Raw genomic sequence first — 19,656 nt, 5'->3', positions numbered from 1 at the left:
CAGCCGGCCTCAGCCGGCCTTGTTGCGGTGTTCGCGGCGAGGCCGGCAGGACTCCCGTTCGGCCGGGTCAGCTCGGCGGCGCCGCATTTTTTGTGCATGCTAAGATGCAATACCATGGCCAACCCACGAATGGAATGAAACACCGCCTGTTCCTCTTCGACCTGGACGACACCCTGCTCGACTTCAAGGCCTCCGAACGGCTGTCCTTCGTGCGCACCATGCGCGCACTCGGCCTGCAGGGCGACCTGGATGCGCTGTTCCTGCACTACCAGGCGATCAACCTGGCGCTCTGGCGCAGCTTCGAAGCAGGGGAGGTGGCGAAGGAAGTGCTGAAGGTCGAGCGCTTCCGGCGCACTTTCCGGAACCATGGCCTCGTCCTCGATGCGGAGGCGGCCAGCAGCCTGTATCTCGATTCGCTGTCCGAGACGGTGGTGCTGGTCGCCGGCGCGCGGCAGCTGTGCCAGACCCTGGCCGGCATCGGCGAGGTCGGCATCATCACCAACGGCGTGCACCACATCCAGCACCGGCGCATCGCCAGCTCGGGGCTGGGCGGCTTCATCTCGTTCGTTGCGACCTCGGAAGCCTGCGGCCATGCCAAGCCGGACAGCCGTTTCTTCGACTACGCCGCCGCCATGGCGCGCCGCTTTGCCAAACCCGAGACCGTCATCGTCGGCGACCGCCTGGATGCCGACATCCTCGGCGCCAACCGCTTCGGCATCGACAGCTGCTGGTTCAATCCGGGCCGCCTGCCGAACGACACGGCGGCCCTGCCGAGTTGCGAAGCGGCCAGCCTGGACGAGGTCGTCCCCGCGCTGGCTGCGCTCGCGCCCGCCCCTGCGGCTGCCAGCTAGGCGTCGCCGCGTCCTAGCGCTTGATCGCGTGCAGCCACACGGCTGCGATCCGCTCCACGTCCTCGTAGCCCGGTTCGCCCAGCTGGCCGCCGAAGATATCCGGGTCGAGCTCCTCGTAGCTCCAGTGGTCGCACTGGGCGTCGAGCTCGGGGCGTACGCTTTCCAGGAAGTCGTCAGTCGGGCCGGCGATCGCCACGCCCGTGTACAGCATCAGGTTGCCGCCCTTGCGCAGCCGTCCCAGGCTCTCCCGGACGATCCGCACCGACAGCTCGGCGCCGCGCATGCCGCCGCCGTGGCGATAGGGCAGTTCGCTCGGGTCGAGCACGTAGGGCGGGTTCGACACGATCAGGTCGAAGTCGCCCTCGAGGCTGTCGAACAGGTTGCTGTGGCAGGCGGCCAGGTTGTCCAGCCCGGCCAGGCGGGCGTTCACCATGGTGAGCGCCAGCGCACGCGTGTTGATGTCGGCGCCGATCACCTCCGCATGCGGAAAGTGGCGGGCGATCGCCAGTGCGCCGGCGCCGCCGCCGCAGCCGATGTCGAGCGCCCGGGTCGGGCCCGCGCCCAGCCAGGAGAAGGCGCGCCCCATCGTGCCGACGAAGCGGTAGGTGTCGGGTCCGAAGAACACCGAATCGTCATCAATGGTCGGGTAGGCCGAGTGGAACACCAGCGATTCGCCCAGCGTCGAGACGCGCAGCGTCGACCGCAGCAGGCCGCCGTCCTGCTCGACGATGCCGGCCTCGCGCATCAGGGCCAGCAGTTCCGGCGCCACGTCGTCGGGCGCGAAGGGCCGGCTCCAGCCGAAGATGCCGCGCAGGTCGCCGGCGCGCTCGTTGCCCGGGCGGCGGTTGATGCGGCGATGGGTGGACGGGGTCACCGTGATGAAGCGGTAGGCCTGGTCGCGGAGGTAGCGGCCGACGGCGAGCAGGGCATTGGCATGGGGGCTTGTCATGCTGTAAGCGTCGCACGCCGCGGACGGCGATGCTGTGCGCCACCTAACGCAGATCCACAGCTTGGCTACTGGAAACTGCCATCGCTATGTGAATACCCGAACAGTCCGGTGCGCACGGGACCGCCATACTCGGTCGCAGGCAAATGAACGACGGTGCTGGTTCAATTGGGGGAACGCAATGGCAGACAGGGGCAAGGAGGGGCCGGCCGGCCGGCTGGAACGCGAAATCGCACGCGAGCGCCACGAGCGCGCGCAGCATGACGAGGCGCGCGCCGGCCTCGGCGCGCTGGACGAGGAATTCCGCCTGAAGGACGCGCGCGAGCGTGTCGATGCCGGCACGCCCAGGCGCCCGCCCGGGCGCTGAGCCGCCGCAACGTATAAGGAGACGCACGATGAAATGGGAAGGTGAACGCCAGAGTACGAATGTGGAAGACCGCCGCGGCGGCGGTGGCAGGGGCTTCGGGCTGGGCGGCAAGACCGTGGGTATCGGGACCCTGGTCATCGCCCTGATCGGCAGCGCGCTGTTCGGCATCGATCCGAGCGTGTTCCTCGGCGGCGGACCGGTGGCGGTGCAGCAGGGGCCGCAGGCGCCCCAGGGCGCGCCCGCGAACGACCGCGAAACCCAGTTCGTGCGTGCGACCCTGGGCTCGACCGAGGATGCCTGGGCCAAGCTGTTCGCGGCCCAGGGGTCCCAATACCAGCCGGCGCGGCTGGTCCTGTTCGAGAACGCCACCCCCACCGCCTGCGGCACCGGGAGCAGCGCCACCGGCCCCTTCTATTGCCCGGCCGACCGCCAGGTCTACATCGACCTGGGATTCTTCCGTCTGATGGAGCAGCGCTTCCAGGTGGCCGGCGAGTTCGCGCAGGCCTATGTCATCGCGCACGAGGTCGGCCACCACGTGCAGACCCTGCTCGGCATCTCGGAACAGGTTCGCAACGCACAGCGCGGCATGTCCGAAACCGAGGGCAACCGCCTGTCGGTGCGGCTCGAGCTGCAGGCCGACTGTTTTGCCGGCGTGTGGGCCAACCAGCGCAAGCAGGTGATCGAGGCGGGCGACGTCGAGGCGGCCCTGGCCGCGGCTGCCGCCATCGGCGACGACGCGCTGCAACGCAAGTCGCAGGGCACGGTGGTGCCCGATTCGTTTACCCACGGAACCTCGGCGCAACGGGCGCGCTGGTTCACGCGCGGTCTCGACACCGGCAGCGTCGAGCAGTGCAATACCTTCGAGGCGCGCCAGCTGTAAAGGTCCGTTGTAGGACAATTCCCCGCGGGCAGGCTGCAAGGCCGCCCGGCGGGGAAATAGGGACCGTTCGTTTCCGTGCGCGTATCGCAATCCTTAGCGTTTTGACATAACGTGTTCCACATTGCCCGTCCAGCGGACGGGCGTCGTGAACACTGTCGTGACCTTTACCGAGGAGGAGTTATGCTGGCAATGAACTACCGCGGACCCTACCGCGTCCGCGCCGACCACAAGCCCGACCCCGTCATCGAACACCCGGGCGACGCCATCGTGCGCGTCACCCGTTCCTGCATCTGCGGTTCGGACCTGCACCTGTACCATGGCCTGGTGCCCGACACCCGCGTCGGCCACACCTTCGGCCACGAGTTCATCGGCGTGGTGGAAGAGGTCGGCTCCGGGGTCCAGAACCTGAAGGTCGGCGACAAGGTGCTGGTGCCGTTCAACGTGTTCTGCGGGTCCTGCTTCTTCTGCGACCGCGAACTGTACGGCAATTGCCACAACATGAATGCGGAGTCCACCGCCGTCGGGTCCATCTATGGCTACTCGCATACCGCGGGCGGCTACGACGGCGGCCAGGCCGAGCTGGTGCGCGTGCCGATGGCCGATGTCGGCCCGATGATCATCCCCGACGACATCCACGACGACGACGCCGTGCTGCTCACCGACGCGGTGCCGACCGGCTACCAGGCGGCGGAAATGGGGGACATCGCGGAAGGCGACACGGTGGTCGTGTTCGGCGCCGGCCCGGTCGGCATCTTCGCGGCCAAGTCGGCCTGGCTGATGGGGGCGGGGCGCGTGATCGTGGTCGACCACGTCGAATACCGTCTCGAATTCGTCAAGCGCTATGCCCAGTGCGAGGTGGTCAACTTCAAGGAAGTGCGCGACATGGCCGAGCACATCAAGAAGATGACCGACTGGATGGGCGCCGACGTCTGCATCGACGCGGTCGGGTGCGAGGCCTCCGGCAATGCCATGCAGTCGCTGACCGGCCGCTACCTGATGGTGCAGGCGGGCTCGGCCACGGCGCTGCACTGGTGCATCAACTCGGTGCGCAAGGGCGGCAACGTGTCGATCGTCGGCGTGTATGGCCCGACCTTCAACGCGGTCCCGATCGGCAATGCGCTGAACAAGGGCCTGACCATGCGCATGAACCAGGCCAGCGTGCGGCGCCACCTGCCGCGCCTGATCGAGCACATCCGCGAAGGGCGGCTGAATCCGAAGGAGATCATCACCCACCGCGTGCCCCTGGAAGAAGTGTCGGATGCGTATCACATCTTCTCGGGCAAGCTCGACAACTGCATCAAGACCATCCTGATCCCGCCGAACGCCAACCAGGTCAAGGCGGTGTCGGCCAGCGCACTGCATTGAGGAGCCACCATGGAATCACGTAGCGACATCAAACAACACGAGCACCACGGTCACGGCCACGACCACGGACATGGCCACCTGCAGCAGCACCCGAGCCAGGGCCACATTGCGCCGCGCCGTCCTTCGCGCCAGGAACTGCAGCACATCCAGGGCTGGGGCGCCGACCTCGACCACAAGAACCGTCCCGGCGTGCCGATGGAACGCACGCCGCCGCGCTTCATCCACCGGCCCGACGGCGATCCGCAGCAACAGGAGGAAAAGGTGGAGGTGCTGGTGTCGAGCGAACGGCCGGGCATCACGCAGGTCTTCGGCACCGTGCAGCCGCCCTCGGGCCTGTCCGGCATGATCCGGCGAATGGCCTTCAAGGCCAGCGAGAACGACCTGCGCCACTGGCTGCTCCTGCTGCTGGCAGACCGCGTCAACATGGTCGAAGGCATTGCCGACGACCTGGCCCATGGGCGCGTCCCGAACGTGCTGGGCGAGATGGGCATCAAGGCCGAGCTGAAGCACAACCCGGCGGGACTGGCGAAGAAGGCCCTGATCACGACGGCTGTCGTCGGGGCCGCCTGGTACCTGCTCAAGAACCGCGACCGCGACGAGGGTCGCGATGCGGGCGGCCGCTACGACAGCGACCGCTACGGCAAGCGCCATTACCGCTGAGCCGCTACGCGGCGCCCTTCAAGCGCTACGCGGCGGCGATCAAGCGCTACGCGGCGGTGATCAACCGTAGCGTGATTCGTTCAGGACCGGGGCTGCGCCGGTCTCCGCCAGGCCCGGTCCGGGGCGAGCCGTCGCCGGACCGGCCGGCGCCTTGCGCCTGGCCGGCTTGCGGCGGAACTTGATCCACACCACCAGGCCGGTGATGAAGAACAGCAGGGGCGTCAGGCCCACGACGCTGACGAGGATGCGACCGGCCGTGCCGAAGGCTTCGCCGGTATGCAGCGGATACAGGGTGCTGACGAACCAGTCGCCGCCCCGCGCCGCCAGCGGATCGATGACGCGCAGCACCGCGCCGCTGCCGGCATCGACGCTGATCCGCGTGGCGCCCGGACCATGGCGCAGCTCGCCCGGCTGGCGCACCCGTACCTCGAAAGGCTGTTCCGGCTTGGCCGGGATGCCGATGCGCGATACCCGGCCTTCGGGGAAGCGCGCCTGCGCGGCAAGCATTGCCGCGCCCGCGTCGATACGCGGCGCCGCCGATGGGCTGGCGTTCACCGCTTTCTCGTTCTTGGCCAGAGGCGCGACGGCGCGGATGCCTGGTGTCACCCAGTCCGGCGCATTGAAATAGATCCCCGAAAAGGCCAGCACCAGCAACACGGGCGCCGTGTAGAAGCCGGCCGCGCGGTGCAGCTGGAAGTTGAACTTCGGCCAGTTGCTGCCGCGCCGCACCGAGATCGCATGCCAGAAGGCGGACAGGGTCATGGTCGGCCACCACACCACGATGCCGGTCAGGCACAGCAGCAGCAGCGCCACGCCCTGCACGGCAATCACGGTCTTGCCCGCATCCCCCGCCATCAGGTAGCGGTGCAGGTGGAACAGGGTGGGCATCAGGAGCGGCCGCGACAGGCCCGCTTCGCCCCAGTTGCGCTCGCCCAGCACGGCCAGGTTGGCCGGGTCCACCATGACCTGGCGCGTCACCCCCTGCGTCCAGCTCGATGCCGGCTTCTCCGGCCGGTACCAGGCGACATACACGTCCCCGTGCACTTCCGGCAGGAACAGGGTGTCGGGACGCCCGTAGGCCGGGTCCTTCGCCAGCCTGGCCGCCACTTCCGCTACCTGGGCCGGGGAAGGACGCGCCGCGGCGCCGGGGAGCGCGCCAGCGGGCGGCGCCACCTGCAGCAGGCCCGGATTGAGCCAGGCGTCGAGTTCGTGGCGCCAGCCGATGACGGTGCCGGTGAGGCCCTGCAAGACCAGGATCGTGCCGAAGACCAGGCCGGCCCAGAGGTGAACGGTGCGGATGAACGGTTTCATGCCCGGAATGATAACCGAAATGAGAATGATTCTCGATCTTGCGTGATCATATGATAACGATTATCATTTCGGTTATTCCTGCTGAGTAAGCGTATTTTATTTCTATGAATAACAATAATCTGATCAAGTCTCTGAAACCCCTCTCCGCCGCGGTCGCCGGCGCCTGCCTCCTGATGACGATGCCCCATGCCGCCGCCCAGGATGAAGCGCAGCAGAAAGAGGAGGAACTGGCATCGGTGGTCGTGACCGCCACCCGTACCGCCAAGGCCGTGGACAAGATTCCCGGCGCCGTCTCCGTGATCACCCAGCAGGAGCTCGCGACCCAGTACCTGATCGCCGACGACCCCTCGCAGGCCCTCGCGACCTATGTGCCGGGCTATGCGCCGAGCCGCCAGAAGATGACCTCCACCGGCGAATCGCTGCGCGGCCGCCAGCCGCTGATCCTGTTCGACGGCATTCCGCAATCGAACCCGCTGCGCGCCGGCATGCGCGAAGGCTACTTTGCCGACAGCGCCATCATCGAACGCATCGAGGTCATCAACGGCGCCTCGGCCATGCAGGGCATGGGCGCCACCGGCGGCATCATCAACTACATCACCAAGACCCCGCGCAAGGAAGGCACGGGCTACAGCATCAACACGCGCCTGGCAAGCCAGTTCGAGTCTGACAGCCTGGACTGGAAGACCGGCCTGACGGTCAGCCACAAGGCGGGCGGCTTCGACCTGCTGGCCTATGCCAGCGTGCAGCGCCGCGGCATGGCCTACGACGGCAGCGGCCGCCGCCTGGGCATCGACGCAGTGCAGGGCGATACCATGGATTCGCACGGCAACGACCTGTTCCTCAAGATGGGCAAGAGCTTCGGCGACCAGCGCCTGCAGCTGAGCCTGAACCGCTTCGACCTGGCCGGCGACGGCGACTACCGCAGCGTGCCGGGCAATGTAGCGCAGCGCATCCCGACCAGCTCGGAACCCGGCACCCCGATCGGCATGCCGCCGCGTAACAAGGTGCGCAGCGCCAGCCTCGACTACCGCCACATGGACCTGGCGGGCGGCAGCCTGGCCGTGCAGCTGTTCGGCCACGAGTTCTCCGCGCTGTACGGCGCCACCAACACCGCCACCTTCCAGGACGTGGCGATCGCCCCCAGGGGCACCCTGTGGGACCAGTCGCAGGTCGTCACCGACAAGCGCGGCGCGCGCATCACCTGGGTGCGCCCGGACCTGCTGGTAGCGGGCCTGGAGCTGACGGCCGGCCTCGACTGGCTGAAGGACAATCCCCAGCAGCGCCTGGCCGGCACGGGCCGCACCTGGGTGCCGGAGCTGAAATTCCGCTCGCTGGCGCCTTTCGCCCAGCTCGAGTACGAACTCGGCCCGGTGACCCTGCGCGGCGGCGTGCGCTACGAGGACGCCAAACTCGACGTCGACACCTACACCACCCTGGCCGCCTATGGCAGCCGCCGGGTGGAAGGCGGCTCCGCCGAATTCTCGAAAGCGGTCAGGAACGTCGGCGCGGTCTGGCGTTTCGCGCCGGGATGGTCGGCGTTCGCCGGCAGCTCGGAGGGCTTCGGCCTGCCCGACGCCGGCCTGGTGCTGCGCGCCGTGGCGGTGCCGAACCAGTCGGTCTCCAGCCTGATCAGCCTGCAGCCCATCGTCACCCGCAACAACGAGGTCGGCATCAACTGGCGCGGCGCCAGCGGCCAGTTCGGCCTGTCGCGCTACGACTCGCGCTCGAAGCTCGGCAGCGTGATCCGCATCACCGCCGCCGGCATCGGCATCGTCGAGCGCGTGCCGACCACGGTCAAGGGTTGGGAAGCGAATGCCGAATGGCGCCCCAGCAAGGTTTGGACCGTGTTCGGCACCTGGGCCACCCTCGATGGCAAGACCGCGGCCACGCAAGGCGCCCCGATGGACCTCGACCTGGGCGCACGCTCGCAGGGACCGGACAAGGCCGTGCTGGGCGCGAACTGGGGTTTCCGCCCGCAGGCGCAGCTGCGGCTGCAGGCCACCCACCTGCGCGACCGCGATATCAACATCGGCCGCCGCGTCGGCACCAGCAACTTGGAAGAACATTTCAAGGGCTACACCCTGGTCGACGGCGCCGTCACCTGGGACAGCGCATACGGGCGCTTTGGCCTGAGCGTCGAAAACCTGTTCGACAAGCAGTACGTCGGTTACTACTCGCAGTCGGCGTCCAGCGTGGACCCGACCGCCACCTACGCCGGCCGCGGCCGTACCTTCGCGCTGAGCTGGAACCGCAGTTTCTAGCAAGGCATGCGCAGGCAGGCCCGCCGGCCTCCTGCGCAACTATTGCGCTCAAGCAAAACCTTCCTGCTGAGCTCGTCCACACTGCTTGATGCGCGGTCGACCCGAGAGCCGCGTTTCCACGGATGGAGACGAGATGAACCCGCATACCACCTTCCCGGCAGCGCTGCTCGGCGCTGTCCTGCTGCTCGCGCAGCTGTCGCAGCCGCTGCATGCGGCGCCGATGATGAGCCCGCCCGTGACGCTGAGCGCGAAGGCGAAGGCCGACGTGCTGGCCCAGCTGGCGGCCCAGCGCCAGGCCAAGGGCCTCGATGCGGACCACCATGTCCGTTTCACGGCCCAGCATCCGGGGGCGGGCGGCACCCAGATCCTGCGCGCCGCCCATACCTGGAAAGGCCTGCGGGTGTTCGGCTCGGATTCGGTGGTGGTGCTCGACAGGTCGGCCAAGGTGTTGTCGGAATCGGCCTCGGAGCGCCGCCTGCATCTGGGCGTGGGCAGCGCCAACCGCCTGGGCGCGCTGACCGCCAGCTTCAGCGTCCAGCCCCGGCTCAACGCGAAGGCGGCGCTCGCGGCCGCGCTGGCCTCGCTTTCGCCCAGCGTGGGACCCACCGCCGTGCATGTCGTCAAGCCGACTACCGAGCTGCTGATCTACCCGATCATGCGCATGCAGCGCGTGGTCGGCGCCGGCGCCAGGGAAGAAGCCGAGCTGAACGCCCTCGAGGTACAGGACGTGGTCGAGCGCTACGAGCTGGCGTATCTGGTGCGCACCCGCATGCGCCAGGGCGACCAGCCGATCTATTACGACACGATCGTCAGCGCGGTTGATGCGGCCGTGCTGGACCAATGGAGCATGCTGCAGACGGTGGCCGGCGTGGGAAAAAGCCAGTACAACGGCGAGGTCCCGCTCAGCACCACGCTTGCCAATGGCCTCTACCAGATGCGCGACCCCGAGCGCGGCAAGGGCGGCGCGTTCGGCGCGATGGCGATCACCAACGCCAACAACGGCAGCAGCGCCGGCAAGGTCTACACCAATGGGACCAACGTCTGGGGCGACGGCAAGCAGTTCGTGGAAGGCGGCAGCACCACGGGACCGAACGGCCAGACGGCGGCGGTCAACGCCATGTGGGGCCTGATGAACACCTACGACGCGCACAAGAACGTGCTGGGCTGGCTGTCGCTGGACGGGCGCGACACCGCGACCACCATCGCCGTGCATGTGAATCGGGGCTACGACAACGCCTACTACAGCGATACCTGCAAGTGCATGTTCATCGGCGACGGCAGCTATTTCACCAGCCTGGGCGCGATCGACGTGGTGGGCCACGAGATGGGGCACGGCATCACCGCCGCCACCTCGGACCTGATCTACAGCGGTGAGTCGGGTGGGCTGAACGAGTCGAGCTCGGACATTGCCGGCGAAGCGGTCGAAGCCTATGCGCGCGCCGGCGGCAAGGGCGACAGGTTCCCGGAAGAGGGAAACGACTGGCAGCTGGGCACGGAGATCAGCCGCAACGGCACCCCGCTGCGCTGGATGTTCCGGCCCAGCAAGGACGGCAATAGCCCGGATGCCTGGAGCACCTCGCTGCGCCGCCTCGACGTGCATTACAGCAGCGGGCCGAACAACCGCATGTTCTACTTCCTGTCGCGCGGCTCGCGCGCAGAGAGTGCGGGCGACTACTCCAGCAAGTACCTGGTGAAGCAGCCGCGCGCGATGACCGGCATCGGCCTCCATAAGGCCTTCCGCATCTGGTTCCACGCGAACACGACCAAGTTCACCTCGAGCACCAACTATGCCGACGCGCGCTCGAAGATGATCGAGGCCGCCGAAGGGTTGTACGGCAAGGAGAGCCGCGAGTCGGTGGCCGTGCAGCGCGCCTATGCCGCCATCAACGTGGGGCCGGACGTGGACGAACCGGGCGCCGTCGCGACGCCCTGAGCCTGATGTGCCTACGGCGCGCCCTGGGCAGTCCTGGCGCCGCCCTGTGCATTGTCGGTCAACAACGGGTACGGATTCAGGGGCGTCCCTTTCCACCACTGCTTCTCGGGGGTGAGCTCGAACACGGCGAAGTGCAGGTGCGGCGCGTTCGGGTCGGAATTACCGGTCACGCCCACATAGCCGATCACATCGCCGCGCTTGACCTCCATGCCTTCCTTGACGCCGTTGGCATAGCGGTCCAGGTGCGCGTAGTAATACGCGTACTTCTCGTTCGGGTCGAACTGGTACAGGGTAGTGCCGCCCGGCTTGCTGGTGAACAGCTTGGCCACCTTGCCGTCGGTCGCCGCCAGCACCGGTGTGCCTTTCGGGGCCATGATGTCCAGCGCCTCATGCTGGCGCTGGTTGCCGCGCGGCTGGTCGTAAGTGTTGCTGAGCTTGGCAACCTGCACGCCTTGTACCGGAACGACCAGCTTGCCATGCACGGCGGCGACGACCGCGTCCGCCGGAGCTTGCGGCGTCGTTGCGTCGCCCGATGAAGGCCGCACCGGCAGGTCGATGTCGCTGAGGTCGGCCTGCACGGTCGGTGGGCCCGGCAACTGCGGCTCGATGTGCGAGGCCGGCACGCCGGCGGGCTGCGGCGGGGCCGCGGCCACGGCCGGAGCCGCAGTTGAAGACGATTCGTCCGGCATGGCGCGCAACAGAACGAACAGGCCACCGGCGCCGACCAGCACGCCGAGCAGGAAGGTCATCAGCCATCTCATGTCATCCTCCGTCGGGAAACGCTCCAGTTCAGTTTTCCAGCACGACTTCCAGGCCTGCGCCCACGGCGCCCGCCACCTCGGCGGCGCTCCAGTTGGTCAGGCGGATGCAGCCGTGCGATTCGGTCTTGCCCACGTTGCCCGGCACCGGGGTGCCGTGGATGCCGTAGTGCTCCTTGGACAGGTCGATCCAGACCACGCCGACCGGGTTGTTCGGCCCTGGCGCGACCTTGGCTTTCTTGTCGCCCGGTTCGGCGTCCCAGAACAGCTTCGGGTTGTAGTGATACGTCGGGTTGGCATGCACGCCGTTGATCTTCCAGGTGCCGATCGGCAGCGGGTCGTTGGCGCTGCCGGTCGATACCGGGTACTGGGCGAGCAGGGCGCCGGCGCCGTCGAACAGCTGCAGGACCTTCGAGCTGTCCTTGACCACGACCTTGGTCGCCTTCGGCAGCGGGGTCTTGCCATGGACGTTCGGCACCATGATCTGCTCGCCTGCACGATTCAAGTTCTTGCCCGGGTTCAGGCGCTCGATCAGGGCCGGGCTGGCGTGGAACTTCTCGCCCAGGCCTTCGGTCACGCTGGCGTAGCCGAGCTCGGGCAGCTTGGCCTTTTCCATCATGTCGTCCGGTACCGGGCGGAAGGGGCCGCCCACGTCGGCTTCCACCAGCGTGTAGCTGACCAGGTGGGGGGTGTTATCGGCGTTCAGGGCGTTCCAGGTGGCGTCGTCGAGCTTGCCGGTGACCGGCAGCTTGCGCATGGCCTGGAAGGCGCTCAGCGCCTGGCGCGTGTTGGAACCATCGGCGCCGTCGATCTCGCCCGGCGACAGGTTGGCGCGGTCCAGCAGGACCTGGGCGCGCAGGGTGCGTTGGAATTGGGCTTGTTTGGCGGACACCGGATCGGCTGCCGCGCCGGCCTGGGACGCAACTGGTGCTGCGGCCGCGGGAGCCTGCAGTTGCTGCGCCGGGGCCAGGGTGGATTGCTGCGCCTGGGCCGCGGGAAGCGCGCCCAGCAGGGCAGCGGCAAGGAAGGAGAGTGCGTGCGATTTGCTCATGGTGGTTTCCTGCAATGCTTGCTTTTGGAAACCTCAGGGTAGGCCGGCGTGCAGGCCGGGTCTGTGCGTGAACGAACTCAAGCAGGCCGCGCTACAATCGGGTCCATGACCCGTCATACGATCCTGCTGCAACCCTCCGGCATCGTCTTCCAGGCGGACCCGGCAACCAGCCTGCTGGCCGCCGCCGAAGCGGCCGGCATCGCGCTGCCCAGCTCCTGCCGCAACGGCACCTGCCGCACCTGCATCTGCCGCGTGCGCAGCGGCGCGGCGGCCCACGTGATCGAGTGGCCGGGCCTGTCCTTCGACGAGAAGCGCGAAGGCTGGATCCTGCCCTGCGTGGCGGTGGCGCGCGGCGAGCTCGAGATCGAGGCGCCGCTGGCGCGCCGCGTCGCCTGGGGCGAATAGGACTACTGGCGGCCCAGGGCCCGTTCGATCACCTGCAACACCAGCGGCCAGGAACGGGAAGTGGCCGCCACTTCGTCATAGTGGCTGGCGCCAGGCAGGATCACCACCTCGGCGGCGTCGCCCGCCTTGCGCGCCCGCGCCGCGTAGTCGCGCGCCACGCGCGGCGGCGAGATCGTGTCCAGCTCGCCGGTGACGAGCCAGGTGCGCACCCCCGTGGGCAGCAGTTCGGCCGCATTCGTATCCGCGAACACGTCCGGCCGGCCGGGACCCGGCACGCCCGCCAGTTCGGCCGTATCGCGTCCGCAGCTGGCCTTGATCAGGGCCGCCTCGTTGCGCAGGTCGGCCAGGCCGCCCAGGCTGACGACCGCGGGCACGGGGACGGGTTTGGCGCGGAACAAAGGGCTGCTCGCCGGGATGCGGGCGCGTCCGGCCATCCACTGCACCAGCTGGCCGCCGGCCGAGTGGCCCACCGCCACCAGCCGCCCCAGGTCGAGCGGATAGCGCCCGGCCTGGGCCGCCAGCAGATCGAGCGCAGCGTGCATGTCCTGGTAGGTGCCGGGGTAGCCGCCGCCCGCTTCGTCGGTGCGCCGGTACTCCACGTTCCACACCGCGATCCCGCGCCCGGCCAGCGCGCCGGCCATGTTGCGCAACTGGGTGATGCCGCCGAACTTGCTGGTCCAGCAACCGCCGTGCACCAGCACGGCCACCGGGAAGGGGCCGCTGCCGGCCGGCAGGAACAGCTCGGCATACTGCGATGGGGCGCTGCCGTAGGGCAGGCGCGCGGTCGGCTCGGGGCCGTTCAGGGCGAGGTAGTCGGCAAGCTTCATGGGCGTGGCGGCGTGGGCGGCGTGGATGCCGCCCACGAACAAGGCTGCGAGCAGGAGAGGGCGGAGGATCATGGTCTGCGATGATTTGGTTGAACGCTCACTATAGCCGAGGACGCCGATGTCCGGCCAGCCCCGCCGGGTGTGGGCGCACGCACGATTGAAAACCCGGCATTGGCATCCATGCTAGGCTCCATCCAACGCCAACCATGTCAACAGGAGGAGTGTCATGAGCCAATCGAAATCAGGCGGCAGCCAGACCAACAAGCAGTCGGACAACCTGTCCGAGGAAGACCTGGCCAAGCAGCGCGCCGGCCAGAATACGGAGAAGAGCAGCCACGATCACATGTCGAACGTGAAGGCAGGCAAGGGCGAGGGCGCCGGCGGCGGGGCGAAGCAGAAACACCACCGTTGATACAAGCCGCGGCGGATTCCGTCCGCCGCATTCGCGATGATACCCATGGGTATCATCGCCCCAACCGAGAGGTGACCATGACCATGCTTGCACAAGAAAACAAGCTGCACGGATCATCCCCCGTGCATGCCCACAGTACGCCCGAGCCCGACGTACCGGACCCGAGACCGACGCCGGACCCGCGGCCGCCGGTGCCGGACGACGTCCCGGATCCCGTCAATGCGCCGGTCGAAGAGCCGCGCTTTCCCGAGCCGCCGATCCTGGCGGCGATGTAGCGGGCGGGCGGCGCGGCCGCTGCCAGCGCGGCAAGAACACCTGCGCGCCGCTCATCCACCCGGCGCCTCGTCGCCGCCGTCTTCATGCCCGTCGACCGTCGACCGCCGCCCTCTGCTCATCGGTGAGCTGGAGCTGGCGGCCGGCCCCGCGCCGAGTTTCGTCACGCTAAGTTTGAGGGTCCTCGTCATCGAAGCGCGCCACTGCGTGCGGCATGCGCAGTGGCGCGGTCTGGGGAATCAGGAAGGGTTGCTGAAGGTGGGGAAGTCAGCTTCCGGATTTATCCGGGGCCGCGGGCGCGCCCTGGCCGGACTGGCCGCCCGACGGCAGCGGAGGAATCTCGCGGATCATTTCTTCGGTTTCCAGCTCGCCAGGCGATTTCTCGCCGCTGCCGATATCTGCTTCGTGATACACGTTCGGGCCTTTCGAGGCCGGATCGACAGTGCGGGTCGGGTCATTCATGGTGCGCTCCGGTGGATTGATCGATAGGCCGATCCTAACAGGGCCACCCGGGCCTCGGCGCGCGGCAGCGCCCTGGGCCGCACATCCCGGCGCCCCGATCCAGGTCATGGCCCGCTTGCTCGCACCGGGCCTGCTGGCGTGGCGGGCCCTGCGTTGACGCTTGCCCTCGGCCGGCGCGCCGGGTACCATGACCGCCCTGAACGAGATAAAGCAGAATGAAGAACGAACAACTGACGACGGACGAATACGATGCGCTGGAACTGGTACGCCGCGGCGTCAAGCGCGACACGGCGGGCGCCTGCGTGGGGCGCAATGCCAAGCGCCTGTCCGGGCTGAAAATGATGGAGACCACCCGCGACGGGCGTATCGTGCTGACGGAAAAAGGGCAGCAGGTGCTGTTCCTGCGCCGCTGTGTGCAGTCCCTGGCCGGGTTGGCGGATGATCCGCAGGCGCCGGTGGACGCCGACGTGGTCCGTTTCCTCAGCCTCAAGTCGCACATCGCGCCGCGCGAGGGCGGCGGCTACGCCCTGACCGACAAGGGCCGCGAATCGCTGGACGACATCACGCGCCAGCAACAGCAAGTACGCCGCTAGGCGCCGCGCCCCGCGACCGGCCGCTTCGACCTAATTGGCGCGGCGGCGGTTCGGATACACCAGCACCCGCACGGCCACTTCCGCAGGCACATTCATCGTCGCCAGGAATTCGGCTGCGCGCTGCAATCCGAGGGTGGGGACCGAGGCCACGGCCTGGTTGACCAGGTCGCGGGTGCGGATGTCGGTGCGCTGGCGGCGCACGTCCCGCCTGTCGGCGACCGGAGTCGCTTCAACGGTGTCGTTGATCATCATGATATCCGTATGTCTGGGCTGCACGAGGCTGGGTTGCTAAAGAGACATTTCTATTTTATATGTAACAACATTTAATGGCTACAAATAAATAGAACAGCCGCCCTAAGGCGGCTGCGGAAGCGACTGGAACTGCCGTTTGGCCTAAACCAACGCCGGGTCCGCCACGATGTCCGGCTTGCCCGCGCGTTCCTGCCCCGGCTCCGGCTCCGGCTCCGGCTCCGGCTCGGCCATGCATGGCGGCGGCAATGCGCGGCCCTGCACCAGCAACTGCTCGAACTCGTCGGCCGCCAGCGGCTTGCTGAAGAAATAGCCCTGCATCTCGTCGCAGCCGTGGCTGCGCAGGTAGTCGAGCTGCTCCAGGGTCTCGACACCTTCCGCGATCACGTTCAGCTTCAGGTTGTGGGCCAGCGCGATGATCGAGGTGACGATGGCCGCATCGTTGGCGTCGTGGGTGATGTCGGCAACGAAGGAGCGGTCGATCTTCAGCACGTCGATCGGGAAGCGCGACAGGTAGGACAGGCTCGAGTAACCGGTGCCGAAATCGTCGATCGACAGGCTCACGCCCAGCGACTTCATGCGGTGCAGCAGTTCCACCGCCGGTGTCACGTCGCTCATGAACAGGCTCTCGGTCAGCTCGATCTCGAGGCAGTCCGGTTCCAGCATGGTGTCCGCCAGCACCGATTCCAGGCTGGCGATCAGGTCGGCCGCGCCGAACTGGCGCGGCGACAGGTTCACCGCCACCCGCAGGCGTCCCAGGCCGGCATCCTGCCAGGCCTTGTTCTGGGCGCAGGCGGTGCGCATCACCCAGGCGCCGATCTGGACGATCAGCCCGGTCTCCTCGGCAATGCCGATGAAGCGGCCGGGCGGCACCATGCCCAGTTCCGGATGCTTCCAGCGGATCAGGGCCTCCATGCCGACGATCTTGCCCGACTTCAGATCGACCTGCGGCTGGTAGTGCAGCACGAATTCATTGCGGTCGAGGGCGTTGCGCAGTGCGCTCTCGATGCGCACGCGTTCCAGCGACTCCTCGTTCATGGCCGGGGTATAGAACTGGAAGTTGTTGCGCCCCATTTTCTTGGCGCTGTACATCGCGATGTCCGCATGCTCGATCAGGCTGTCCGCCGGCGTGCCCTCGCTCGGATAGACGGCCACGCCGATCGAGCAGGTGACGAAGAATTCCTTGGTGCCGAGGATGACCGGCTGGGCCACCGAATCCATCACGCGCTGCACGATGTCCCGGCTCAGGGGCTCGTCCTGTTCCGACAGGATCACGACGAACTCGTCGCCCGACAGGCGCGCCACGGTGTCGGTGTCGCGCAGCGAGCCCGTCAGGCGCGCCGCCACCGTCATCAGGAGCACGTCGCCGGCCTTGTGGCCCATCGAGTCGTTGACGAACTTGAAGCGGTCGAGGTCGATCAGCATCACCCACATCGGCCGGCCGCTGCGGTTGGCGTAGGCGATCGCCTGGCCGAGGCGGTCCTGCAGCAGCGAGCGGTTCGGCAGGCCGGTCAGCACGTCGTGCTGGGCCACGTGGTGCACGCGCTGCTCGGTGAGCTTGCGCTCGGTGATGTCGCTGCCGGTGCCGCGGTAGCCCAGCAGCGCACCATCCTCGTCGAACACCGGCTGGCCGTTGACGCAGAACCAGCGGGTGTCGCCGTGCGCGTCGACCACCTGGTACTCCAGGTTGGCGAAGGGTTCGTGGGCCTTGACCTGGGCGATGTGGGCGCGTCCGGCCTCGGTCTCGAGCAGCGCCGGTGCGTGTTCCCAGCGCGTCTTGCCCAGCACGGCCTCGATCGAGACGCCGGCCTTTTCGGCGAAGCCGCCGGTGACCATGGTGAAGCGCAGCTCGCTGTCCTGTTCCCAGTACCAGTCCGAGGACATCGACACCAGCTGGCGGAAGCGTTGCTCGCTCTGCTGCAGGGCGCGCTCGGCGCGCTCGCGCGCGGCCATGTCCTCGAGCAGGCGGCGGTTGATGCGGCGCAAGTCCGCGGTGCGCTGGCGCACCAGTTGCTGGACCTTGCGCGCGCGCTGGCCGGAGGCCTGCACGAAGGCCGTGCCCAGCAATGTCATCAGGACGCCGCCGACCAGCAGGGCGGTCGAAGCCATGTGGTCGTGCAGGAAGGGGCGCGGCGCGCTGGCGACTTCGACGCGCCAGGGCTTGCCGGCGATCTGGAGGGTCCTGCCGCTGTGGCCGGACTGGTCAGGAGACAGCAAACCGCCCAGCCAAGGATTGGCGGGCCGCCCGGTGTCGCCGTTGGAGAACAGCAGTTTGGCCGGGGTCGGGCGTCCGCCCGCATACACCGACACGAAGATGTCGCGCGAGTCGAGCAGGCCGGGGCCCGCCAGCGAGGCGCGCACCAGTTCGGGGCCGCGGATCACCACCGCGGTGTCGCCGATCATCGCGCCCTGGCGGTCCAGTACCGGCATGATCAGCTCGAAGGCCGGCTGTTGCAGCTCGTCCTGCGCCAGCTGGAACAGGTCGGTGGCGGCGGCGCGGCCTTCGGCGCGCGCGATCGCGAGCGCACTCATGACCTGCATGTTCTCGGTGATGTTCAGGCCGAAGGCGCGCTCGTTGCCGGCCATCGGCTCGATGTAGTCGACGATGTGGTAGCCCGAGCGCTGGGGCGCCGTCACCAGGCCCTTGGCCTGCAGTTCGGTGAACACGGTGCCCGGACGGACCTGCTGCAGCGCGCGTTCCACCTCGGCGCGGTCTTCGCCCGCCACCGCGCGGTGGAAATTGAAGGCCTGGATGTAGCGGTGGCGCTCCAGCAGGGCCGCCGTGAAGTGGTGGAAGTGTTCGCGGCTGACGGATTCGCCGCGTGCGAACAGCTGGTTGGTCACGGTCAGCACTTCGACCGCCTGCTCGATTCCCTGGCGCACTGCCGCTACGCGCTCGTCCGCGCGCTGGGCGAACTCGAGCGCCTTGTTGTCATACTCGAGGTGGCTCACGCCCAGGAACAGGGCGCCGGATGCGGCAAGGCCGCCCCCGAGCGTGAGGGCTGCCGCAAGAGTCAGCGACAGGGGAAGGCGACGCGGCATGAAGGTTCTAGGTTTCTATAAAGAAGGCTTGCCAGCAGGCATCAATACATGAAGTGTGTCACATCCGGGCCGTGTTCGGCAAACGAAATGTCTCGCGTTCGCACGCTCGTGTGTCCGCTCAGCGCTGCCGTCGTGACAGCCAGGCAAGTACCAGATGCGCCAGCAGGCGGTTCGGCAGGGCGCCTCCCAATCCCCGGTTGCGCAGCGTGTCGCGCAGCAGGCCCATGACCCGCCCGGGTGTGGCGTCGGGGCGCCGGGGGCGCTGGGCAAACAGGATCTGGTTGTTGCCGGCAATACCGGAGAGCCAACAGAGCTGGCCATCGAAGGCTGTGCGGAGGCGTTGCAGCGCGGCAACGAAATCCGGATCGTAGTTGAAGATGTTTGCCACCAGCACGCCGCCTGGACGCAGGGCGCGCCGGCAGTCAGCATAGAACGACGCGCTGCTCAGCGCAGGGGGCAGGCCGGCGGCGTCAAAGCCGTCCACCATCAGCACGTCGGCGCGGGCGGCGTGTCCCGCCTGCGCCAGCCAGGCGGCCGCATCGCAGTGCAGCACGCGCAGCCGGGCGTCATCGGGCGGGACCTGGAACTGCTGGCGCAGTGCAATGACGTCGAGGCGCACTTCCAGCACCGTCAGGCGCGTATGCGGGAAATAGCGGTGGCAAAACTTCACCAGGGAGCCCCCGCCCAGCCCGACCATCACGATGTGGCGTGGGCGCGGCAGCAGCAGGGTGAAGCACATCATCGCGCGTGCATACGACAGCACCAGGGCGCAGGGGCGCGACAGCCGCATCTCGCTCTGGATCTCGCCGGGCGTGAATTCGAGCGTGCGGCGGTCGCCCCGGGTGGACACGATCGGGGCGGACGACAAGGGGGCAGGCGTGGACGGGTCGGGCGGCGCGCGCATGGCGCCAGTATAAAGTAGCCGCCCTGGAGGCGCACCGTAGCGTCCGGGTCTATTGGAAGAGGCAGCGGCGGCTTGTTGTAAGGCATCCCTTTCTGATAAGCTGCCC

At 67.9% G+C, this 19,656-nt stretch carries 20 protein-coding genes; 11 read left to right on the top strand and 9 right to left on the bottom strand.

The window, feature by feature from the left end; all coding sequences use genetic code 11:
- The first annotated feature begins 134 nt into the window (after positions 1–134).
- The gene (locus tag AC56KL_RS05920) at positions 135–851 is read left to right on the top strand and encodes a YjjG family noncanonical pyrimidine nucleotidase (protein WP_497179227.1); all 717 of its coding nucleotides are present in this window, start codon (positions 135–137) and stop codon (positions 849–851) included.
- Between the two features lie 13 nt (positions 852–864).
- Here AC56KL_RS05920 and AC56KL_RS05915 read toward each other — a convergent pair whose 3' ends face one another.
- Positions 865–1,800, bottom strand: coding sequence for a methyltransferase (locus tag AC56KL_RS05915; protein ID WP_497179226.1), 936 nt, complete (start codon positions 1,798–1,800; stop codon positions 865–867).
- Between the two features lie 178 nt (positions 1,801–1,978).
- On the opposite strand from AC56KL_RS05915, the gene AC56KL_RS05910 reads away from it, so the two are divergent.
- From AC56KL_RS05910 to AC56KL_RS05895, 4 genes are all read left to right on the top strand, one after another.
- Complete coding sequence (locus AC56KL_RS05910) at positions 1,979–2,164, top strand: hypothetical protein (protein ID WP_497179225.1); 186 nt, start codon at positions 1,979–1,981, stop codon at positions 2,162–2,164.
- A gap of 28 nt (positions 2,165–2,192) precedes the next feature.
- A complete protein-coding gene (ypfJ, locus tag AC56KL_RS05905) occupies positions 2,193–3,044 on the top strand; it encodes a KPN_02809 family neutral zinc metallopeptidase (protein WP_497179224.1) in 852 nt (283 codons plus the stop codon).
- Between the two features lie 180 nt (positions 3,045–3,224).
- Positions 3,225–4,409, top strand: a complete 1,185-nt coding sequence (locus tag AC56KL_RS05900; protein WP_497179223.1) for a zinc-dependent alcohol dehydrogenase — start codon at positions 3,225–3,227, stop codon at positions 4,407–4,409.
- Positions 4,410–4,418: 9 nt separating this feature from the next.
- The gene (locus AC56KL_RS05895) at positions 4,419–5,069 is read left to right on the top strand and encodes a hypothetical protein (protein ID WP_497179222.1); all 651 of its coding nucleotides are present in this window, start codon (positions 4,419–4,421) and stop codon (positions 5,067–5,069) included.
- Between the two features lie 60 nt (positions 5,070–5,129).
- On the opposite strand, the gene AC56KL_RS05890 is transcribed toward AC56KL_RS05895, so the two are convergent.
- Positions 5,130–6,380 (bottom strand): PepSY-associated TM helix domain-containing protein, encoded by a 1,251-nt coding sequence (locus tag AC56KL_RS05890; RefSeq protein WP_497179221.1) that lies wholly within the window; start codon positions 6,378–6,380, stop codon positions 5,130–5,132.
- A gap of 104 nt (positions 6,381–6,484) precedes the next feature.
- On the opposite strand from AC56KL_RS05890, the gene AC56KL_RS05885 reads away from it, so the two are divergent.
- Together AC56KL_RS05885 and AC56KL_RS05880 are read left to right on the top strand one after the other, a co-directional pair.
- Positions 6,485–8,641 (top strand): TonB-dependent receptor, encoded by a 2,157-nt coding sequence (locus tag AC56KL_RS05885; RefSeq protein ID WP_497179220.1) that lies wholly within the window; start codon positions 6,485–6,487, stop codon positions 8,639–8,641.
- Between the two features lie 133 nt (positions 8,642–8,774).
- Positions 8,775–10,574, top strand: a complete 1,800-nt coding sequence (locus tag AC56KL_RS05880; protein ID WP_497179219.1) for a M4 family metallopeptidase — start codon at positions 8,775–8,777, stop codon at positions 10,572–10,574.
- Between the two features lie 11 nt (positions 10,575–10,585).
- On the opposite strand, the gene AC56KL_RS05875 is transcribed toward AC56KL_RS05880, so the two are convergent.
- Both AC56KL_RS05875 and AC56KL_RS05870 read right to left on the bottom strand, forming a co-directional pair.
- A complete protein-coding gene (locus tag AC56KL_RS05875) occupies positions 10,586–11,335 on the bottom strand; it encodes a M23 family metallopeptidase (RefSeq protein WP_497179218.1) in 750 nt (249 codons plus the stop codon).
- A gap of 28 nt (positions 11,336–11,363) precedes the next feature.
- The gene (locus AC56KL_RS05870; protein ID WP_497179217.1) at positions 11,364–12,383 is read right to left on the bottom strand and encodes a L,D-transpeptidase family protein; all 1,020 of its coding nucleotides are present in this window, start codon (positions 12,381–12,383) and stop codon (positions 11,364–11,366) included.
- 105 nt (positions 12,384–12,488) lie between these two features.
- Between AC56KL_RS05870 and AC56KL_RS05865 the strand changes: the two genes are divergently transcribed.
- The gene (locus AC56KL_RS05865) at positions 12,489–12,788 is read left to right on the top strand and encodes a 2Fe-2S iron-sulfur cluster-binding protein (RefSeq protein ID WP_497179216.1); all 300 of its coding nucleotides are present in this window, start codon (positions 12,489–12,491) and stop codon (positions 12,786–12,788) included.
- 2 nt (positions 12,789–12,790) lie between these two features.
- On the opposite strand, the gene AC56KL_RS05860 is transcribed toward AC56KL_RS05865, so the two are convergent.
- Positions 12,791–13,687 (bottom strand): alpha/beta hydrolase, encoded by an 897-nt coding sequence (locus AC56KL_RS05860; protein ID WP_497179215.1) that lies wholly within the window; start codon positions 13,685–13,687, stop codon positions 12,791–12,793.
- A 154-nt stretch (positions 13,688–13,841) separates the two neighbouring features.
- Here AC56KL_RS05860 and AC56KL_RS05855 point away from each other — a divergent pair, with 154 nt between their 5' ends.
- Together AC56KL_RS05855 and AC56KL_RS05850 are read left to right on the top strand one after the other, a co-directional pair.
- Positions 13,842–14,027 carry a hypothetical protein gene (locus AC56KL_RS05855; protein ID WP_497179214.1) on the top strand — a complete coding sequence of 62 codons (186 nt, stop codon included), beginning with the start codon at positions 13,842–13,844 and terminating at the stop codon, positions 14,025–14,027.
- 83 nt (positions 14,028–14,110) lie between these two features.
- On the top strand, positions 14,111–14,302 hold the full coding sequence (locus AC56KL_RS05850) for a hypothetical protein (RefSeq protein ID WP_497179213.1): 192 nt from the start codon (positions 14,111–14,113) through the stop codon (positions 14,300–14,302).
- A gap of 265 nt (positions 14,303–14,567) precedes the next feature.
- On the opposite strand, the gene AC56KL_RS05845 is transcribed toward AC56KL_RS05850, so the two are convergent.
- Entirely contained in the window at positions 14,568–14,762 is a 195-nt protein-coding gene (locus AC56KL_RS05845; protein ID WP_497179212.1) for a hypothetical protein, read from the bottom strand.
- A 215-nt stretch (positions 14,763–14,977) separates the two neighbouring features.
- Here AC56KL_RS05845 and AC56KL_RS05840 point away from each other — a divergent pair, with 215 nt between their 5' ends.
- The gene (locus AC56KL_RS05840) at positions 14,978–15,355 is read left to right on the top strand and encodes a hypothetical protein (protein ID WP_497179211.1); all 378 of its coding nucleotides are present in this window, start codon (positions 14,978–14,980) and stop codon (positions 15,353–15,355) included.
- 30 nt (positions 15,356–15,385) lie between these two features.
- On the opposite strand, the gene AC56KL_RS05835 is transcribed toward AC56KL_RS05840, so the two are convergent.
- The 3 genes from AC56KL_RS05835 to AC56KL_RS05825 all read right to left on the bottom strand — a co-directional run bounded on the left by AC56KL_RS05835 (position 15,386) and on the right by AC56KL_RS05825 (position 19,550).
- Positions 15,386–15,607, bottom strand: coding sequence for a hypothetical protein (locus AC56KL_RS05835; RefSeq protein ID WP_497179210.1), 222 nt, complete (start codon positions 15,605–15,607; stop codon positions 15,386–15,388).
- Between the two features lie 141 nt (positions 15,608–15,748).
- Positions 15,749–18,646: a bifunctional diguanylate cyclase/phosphodiesterase gene (locus AC56KL_RS05830; protein WP_497179209.1), complete on the bottom strand. Its 2,898-nt coding sequence runs from the start codon at positions 18,644–18,646 to the stop codon at positions 15,749–15,751.
- A 118-nt stretch (positions 18,647–18,764) separates the two neighbouring features.
- Positions 18,765–19,550 (bottom strand): spermine/spermidine synthase domain-containing protein, encoded by a 786-nt coding sequence (locus AC56KL_RS05825; protein ID WP_497179208.1) that lies wholly within the window; start codon positions 19,548–19,550, stop codon positions 18,765–18,767.
- Positions 19,551–19,656 lie beyond the last annotated feature (106 nt).

Source organism: Telluria sp. ZB4P34, from assembly GCF_059686055.1.
This window is presented reverse-complemented; position numbering and strand designations above follow the sequence as displayed.

Coding starts and splice junctions, on each gene's coding strand:
- AC56KL_RS05920 (WP_497179227.1), top strand. CDS start 135: ATGAAACACCGCCTGTTCCTCTTCGACCTGGACGACACCCTGCTCGAC.
- AC56KL_RS05915 (WP_497179226.1), bottom strand. CDS start 1,800: ATGACAAGCCCCCATGCCAATGCCCTGCTCGCCGTCGGCCGCTACCTC.
- AC56KL_RS05910 (WP_497179225.1), top strand. CDS start 1,979: ATGGCAGACAGGGGCAAGGAGGGGCCGGCCGGCCGGCTGGAACGCGAA.
- ypfJ (WP_497179224.1), top strand. CDS start 2,193: ATGAAATGGGAAGGTGAACGCCAGAGTACGAATGTGGAAGACCGCCGC.
- AC56KL_RS05900 (WP_497179223.1), top strand. CDS start 3,225: ATGCTGGCAATGAACTACCGCGGACCCTACCGCGTCCGCGCCGACCAC.
- AC56KL_RS05895 (WP_497179222.1), top strand. CDS start 4,419: ATGGAATCACGTAGCGACATCAAACAACACGAGCACCACGGTCACGGC.
- AC56KL_RS05890 (WP_497179221.1), bottom strand. CDS start 6,380: ATGAAACCGTTCATCCGCACCGTTCACCTCTGGGCCGGCCTGGTCTTC.
- AC56KL_RS05885 (WP_497179220.1), top strand. CDS start 6,485: ATGAATAACAATAATCTGATCAAGTCTCTGAAACCCCTCTCCGCCGCG.
- AC56KL_RS05880 (WP_497179219.1), top strand. CDS start 8,775: ATGAACCCGCATACCACCTTCCCGGCAGCGCTGCTCGGCGCTGTCCTG.
- AC56KL_RS05875 (WP_497179218.1), bottom strand. CDS start 11,335: ATGAGATGGCTGATGACCTTCCTGCTCGGCGTGCTGGTCGGCGCCGGT.
- AC56KL_RS05870 (WP_497179217.1), bottom strand. CDS start 12,383: ATGAGCAAATCGCACGCACTCTCCTTCCTTGCCGCTGCCCTGCTGGGC.
- AC56KL_RS05865 (WP_497179216.1), top strand. CDS start 12,489: ATGACCCGTCATACGATCCTGCTGCAACCCTCCGGCATCGTCTTCCAG.
- AC56KL_RS05860 (WP_497179215.1), bottom strand. CDS start 13,687: ATGATCCTCCGCCCTCTCCTGCTCGCAGCCTTGTTCGTGGGCGGCATC.
- AC56KL_RS05855 (WP_497179214.1), top strand. CDS start 13,842: ATGAGCCAATCGAAATCAGGCGGCAGCCAGACCAACAAGCAGTCGGAC.
- AC56KL_RS05850 (WP_497179213.1), top strand. CDS start 14,111: ATGCTTGCACAAGAAAACAAGCTGCACGGATCATCCCCCGTGCATGCC.
- AC56KL_RS05845 (WP_497179212.1), bottom strand. CDS start 14,762: ATGAATGACCCGACCCGCACTGTCGATCCGGCCTCGAAAGGCCCGAAC.
- AC56KL_RS05840 (WP_497179211.1), top strand. CDS start 14,978: ATGAAGAACGAACAACTGACGACGGACGAATACGATGCGCTGGAACTG.
- AC56KL_RS05835 (WP_497179210.1), bottom strand. CDS start 15,607: ATGATGATCAACGACACCGTTGAAGCGACTCCGGTCGCCGACAGGCGG.
- AC56KL_RS05830 (WP_497179209.1), bottom strand. CDS start 18,646: ATGCCGCGTCGCCTTCCCCTGTCGCTGACTCTTGCGGCAGCCCTCACG.
- AC56KL_RS05825 (WP_497179208.1), bottom strand. CDS start 19,550: ATGCGCGCGCCGCCCGACCCGTCCACGCCTGCCCCCTTGTCGTCCGCC.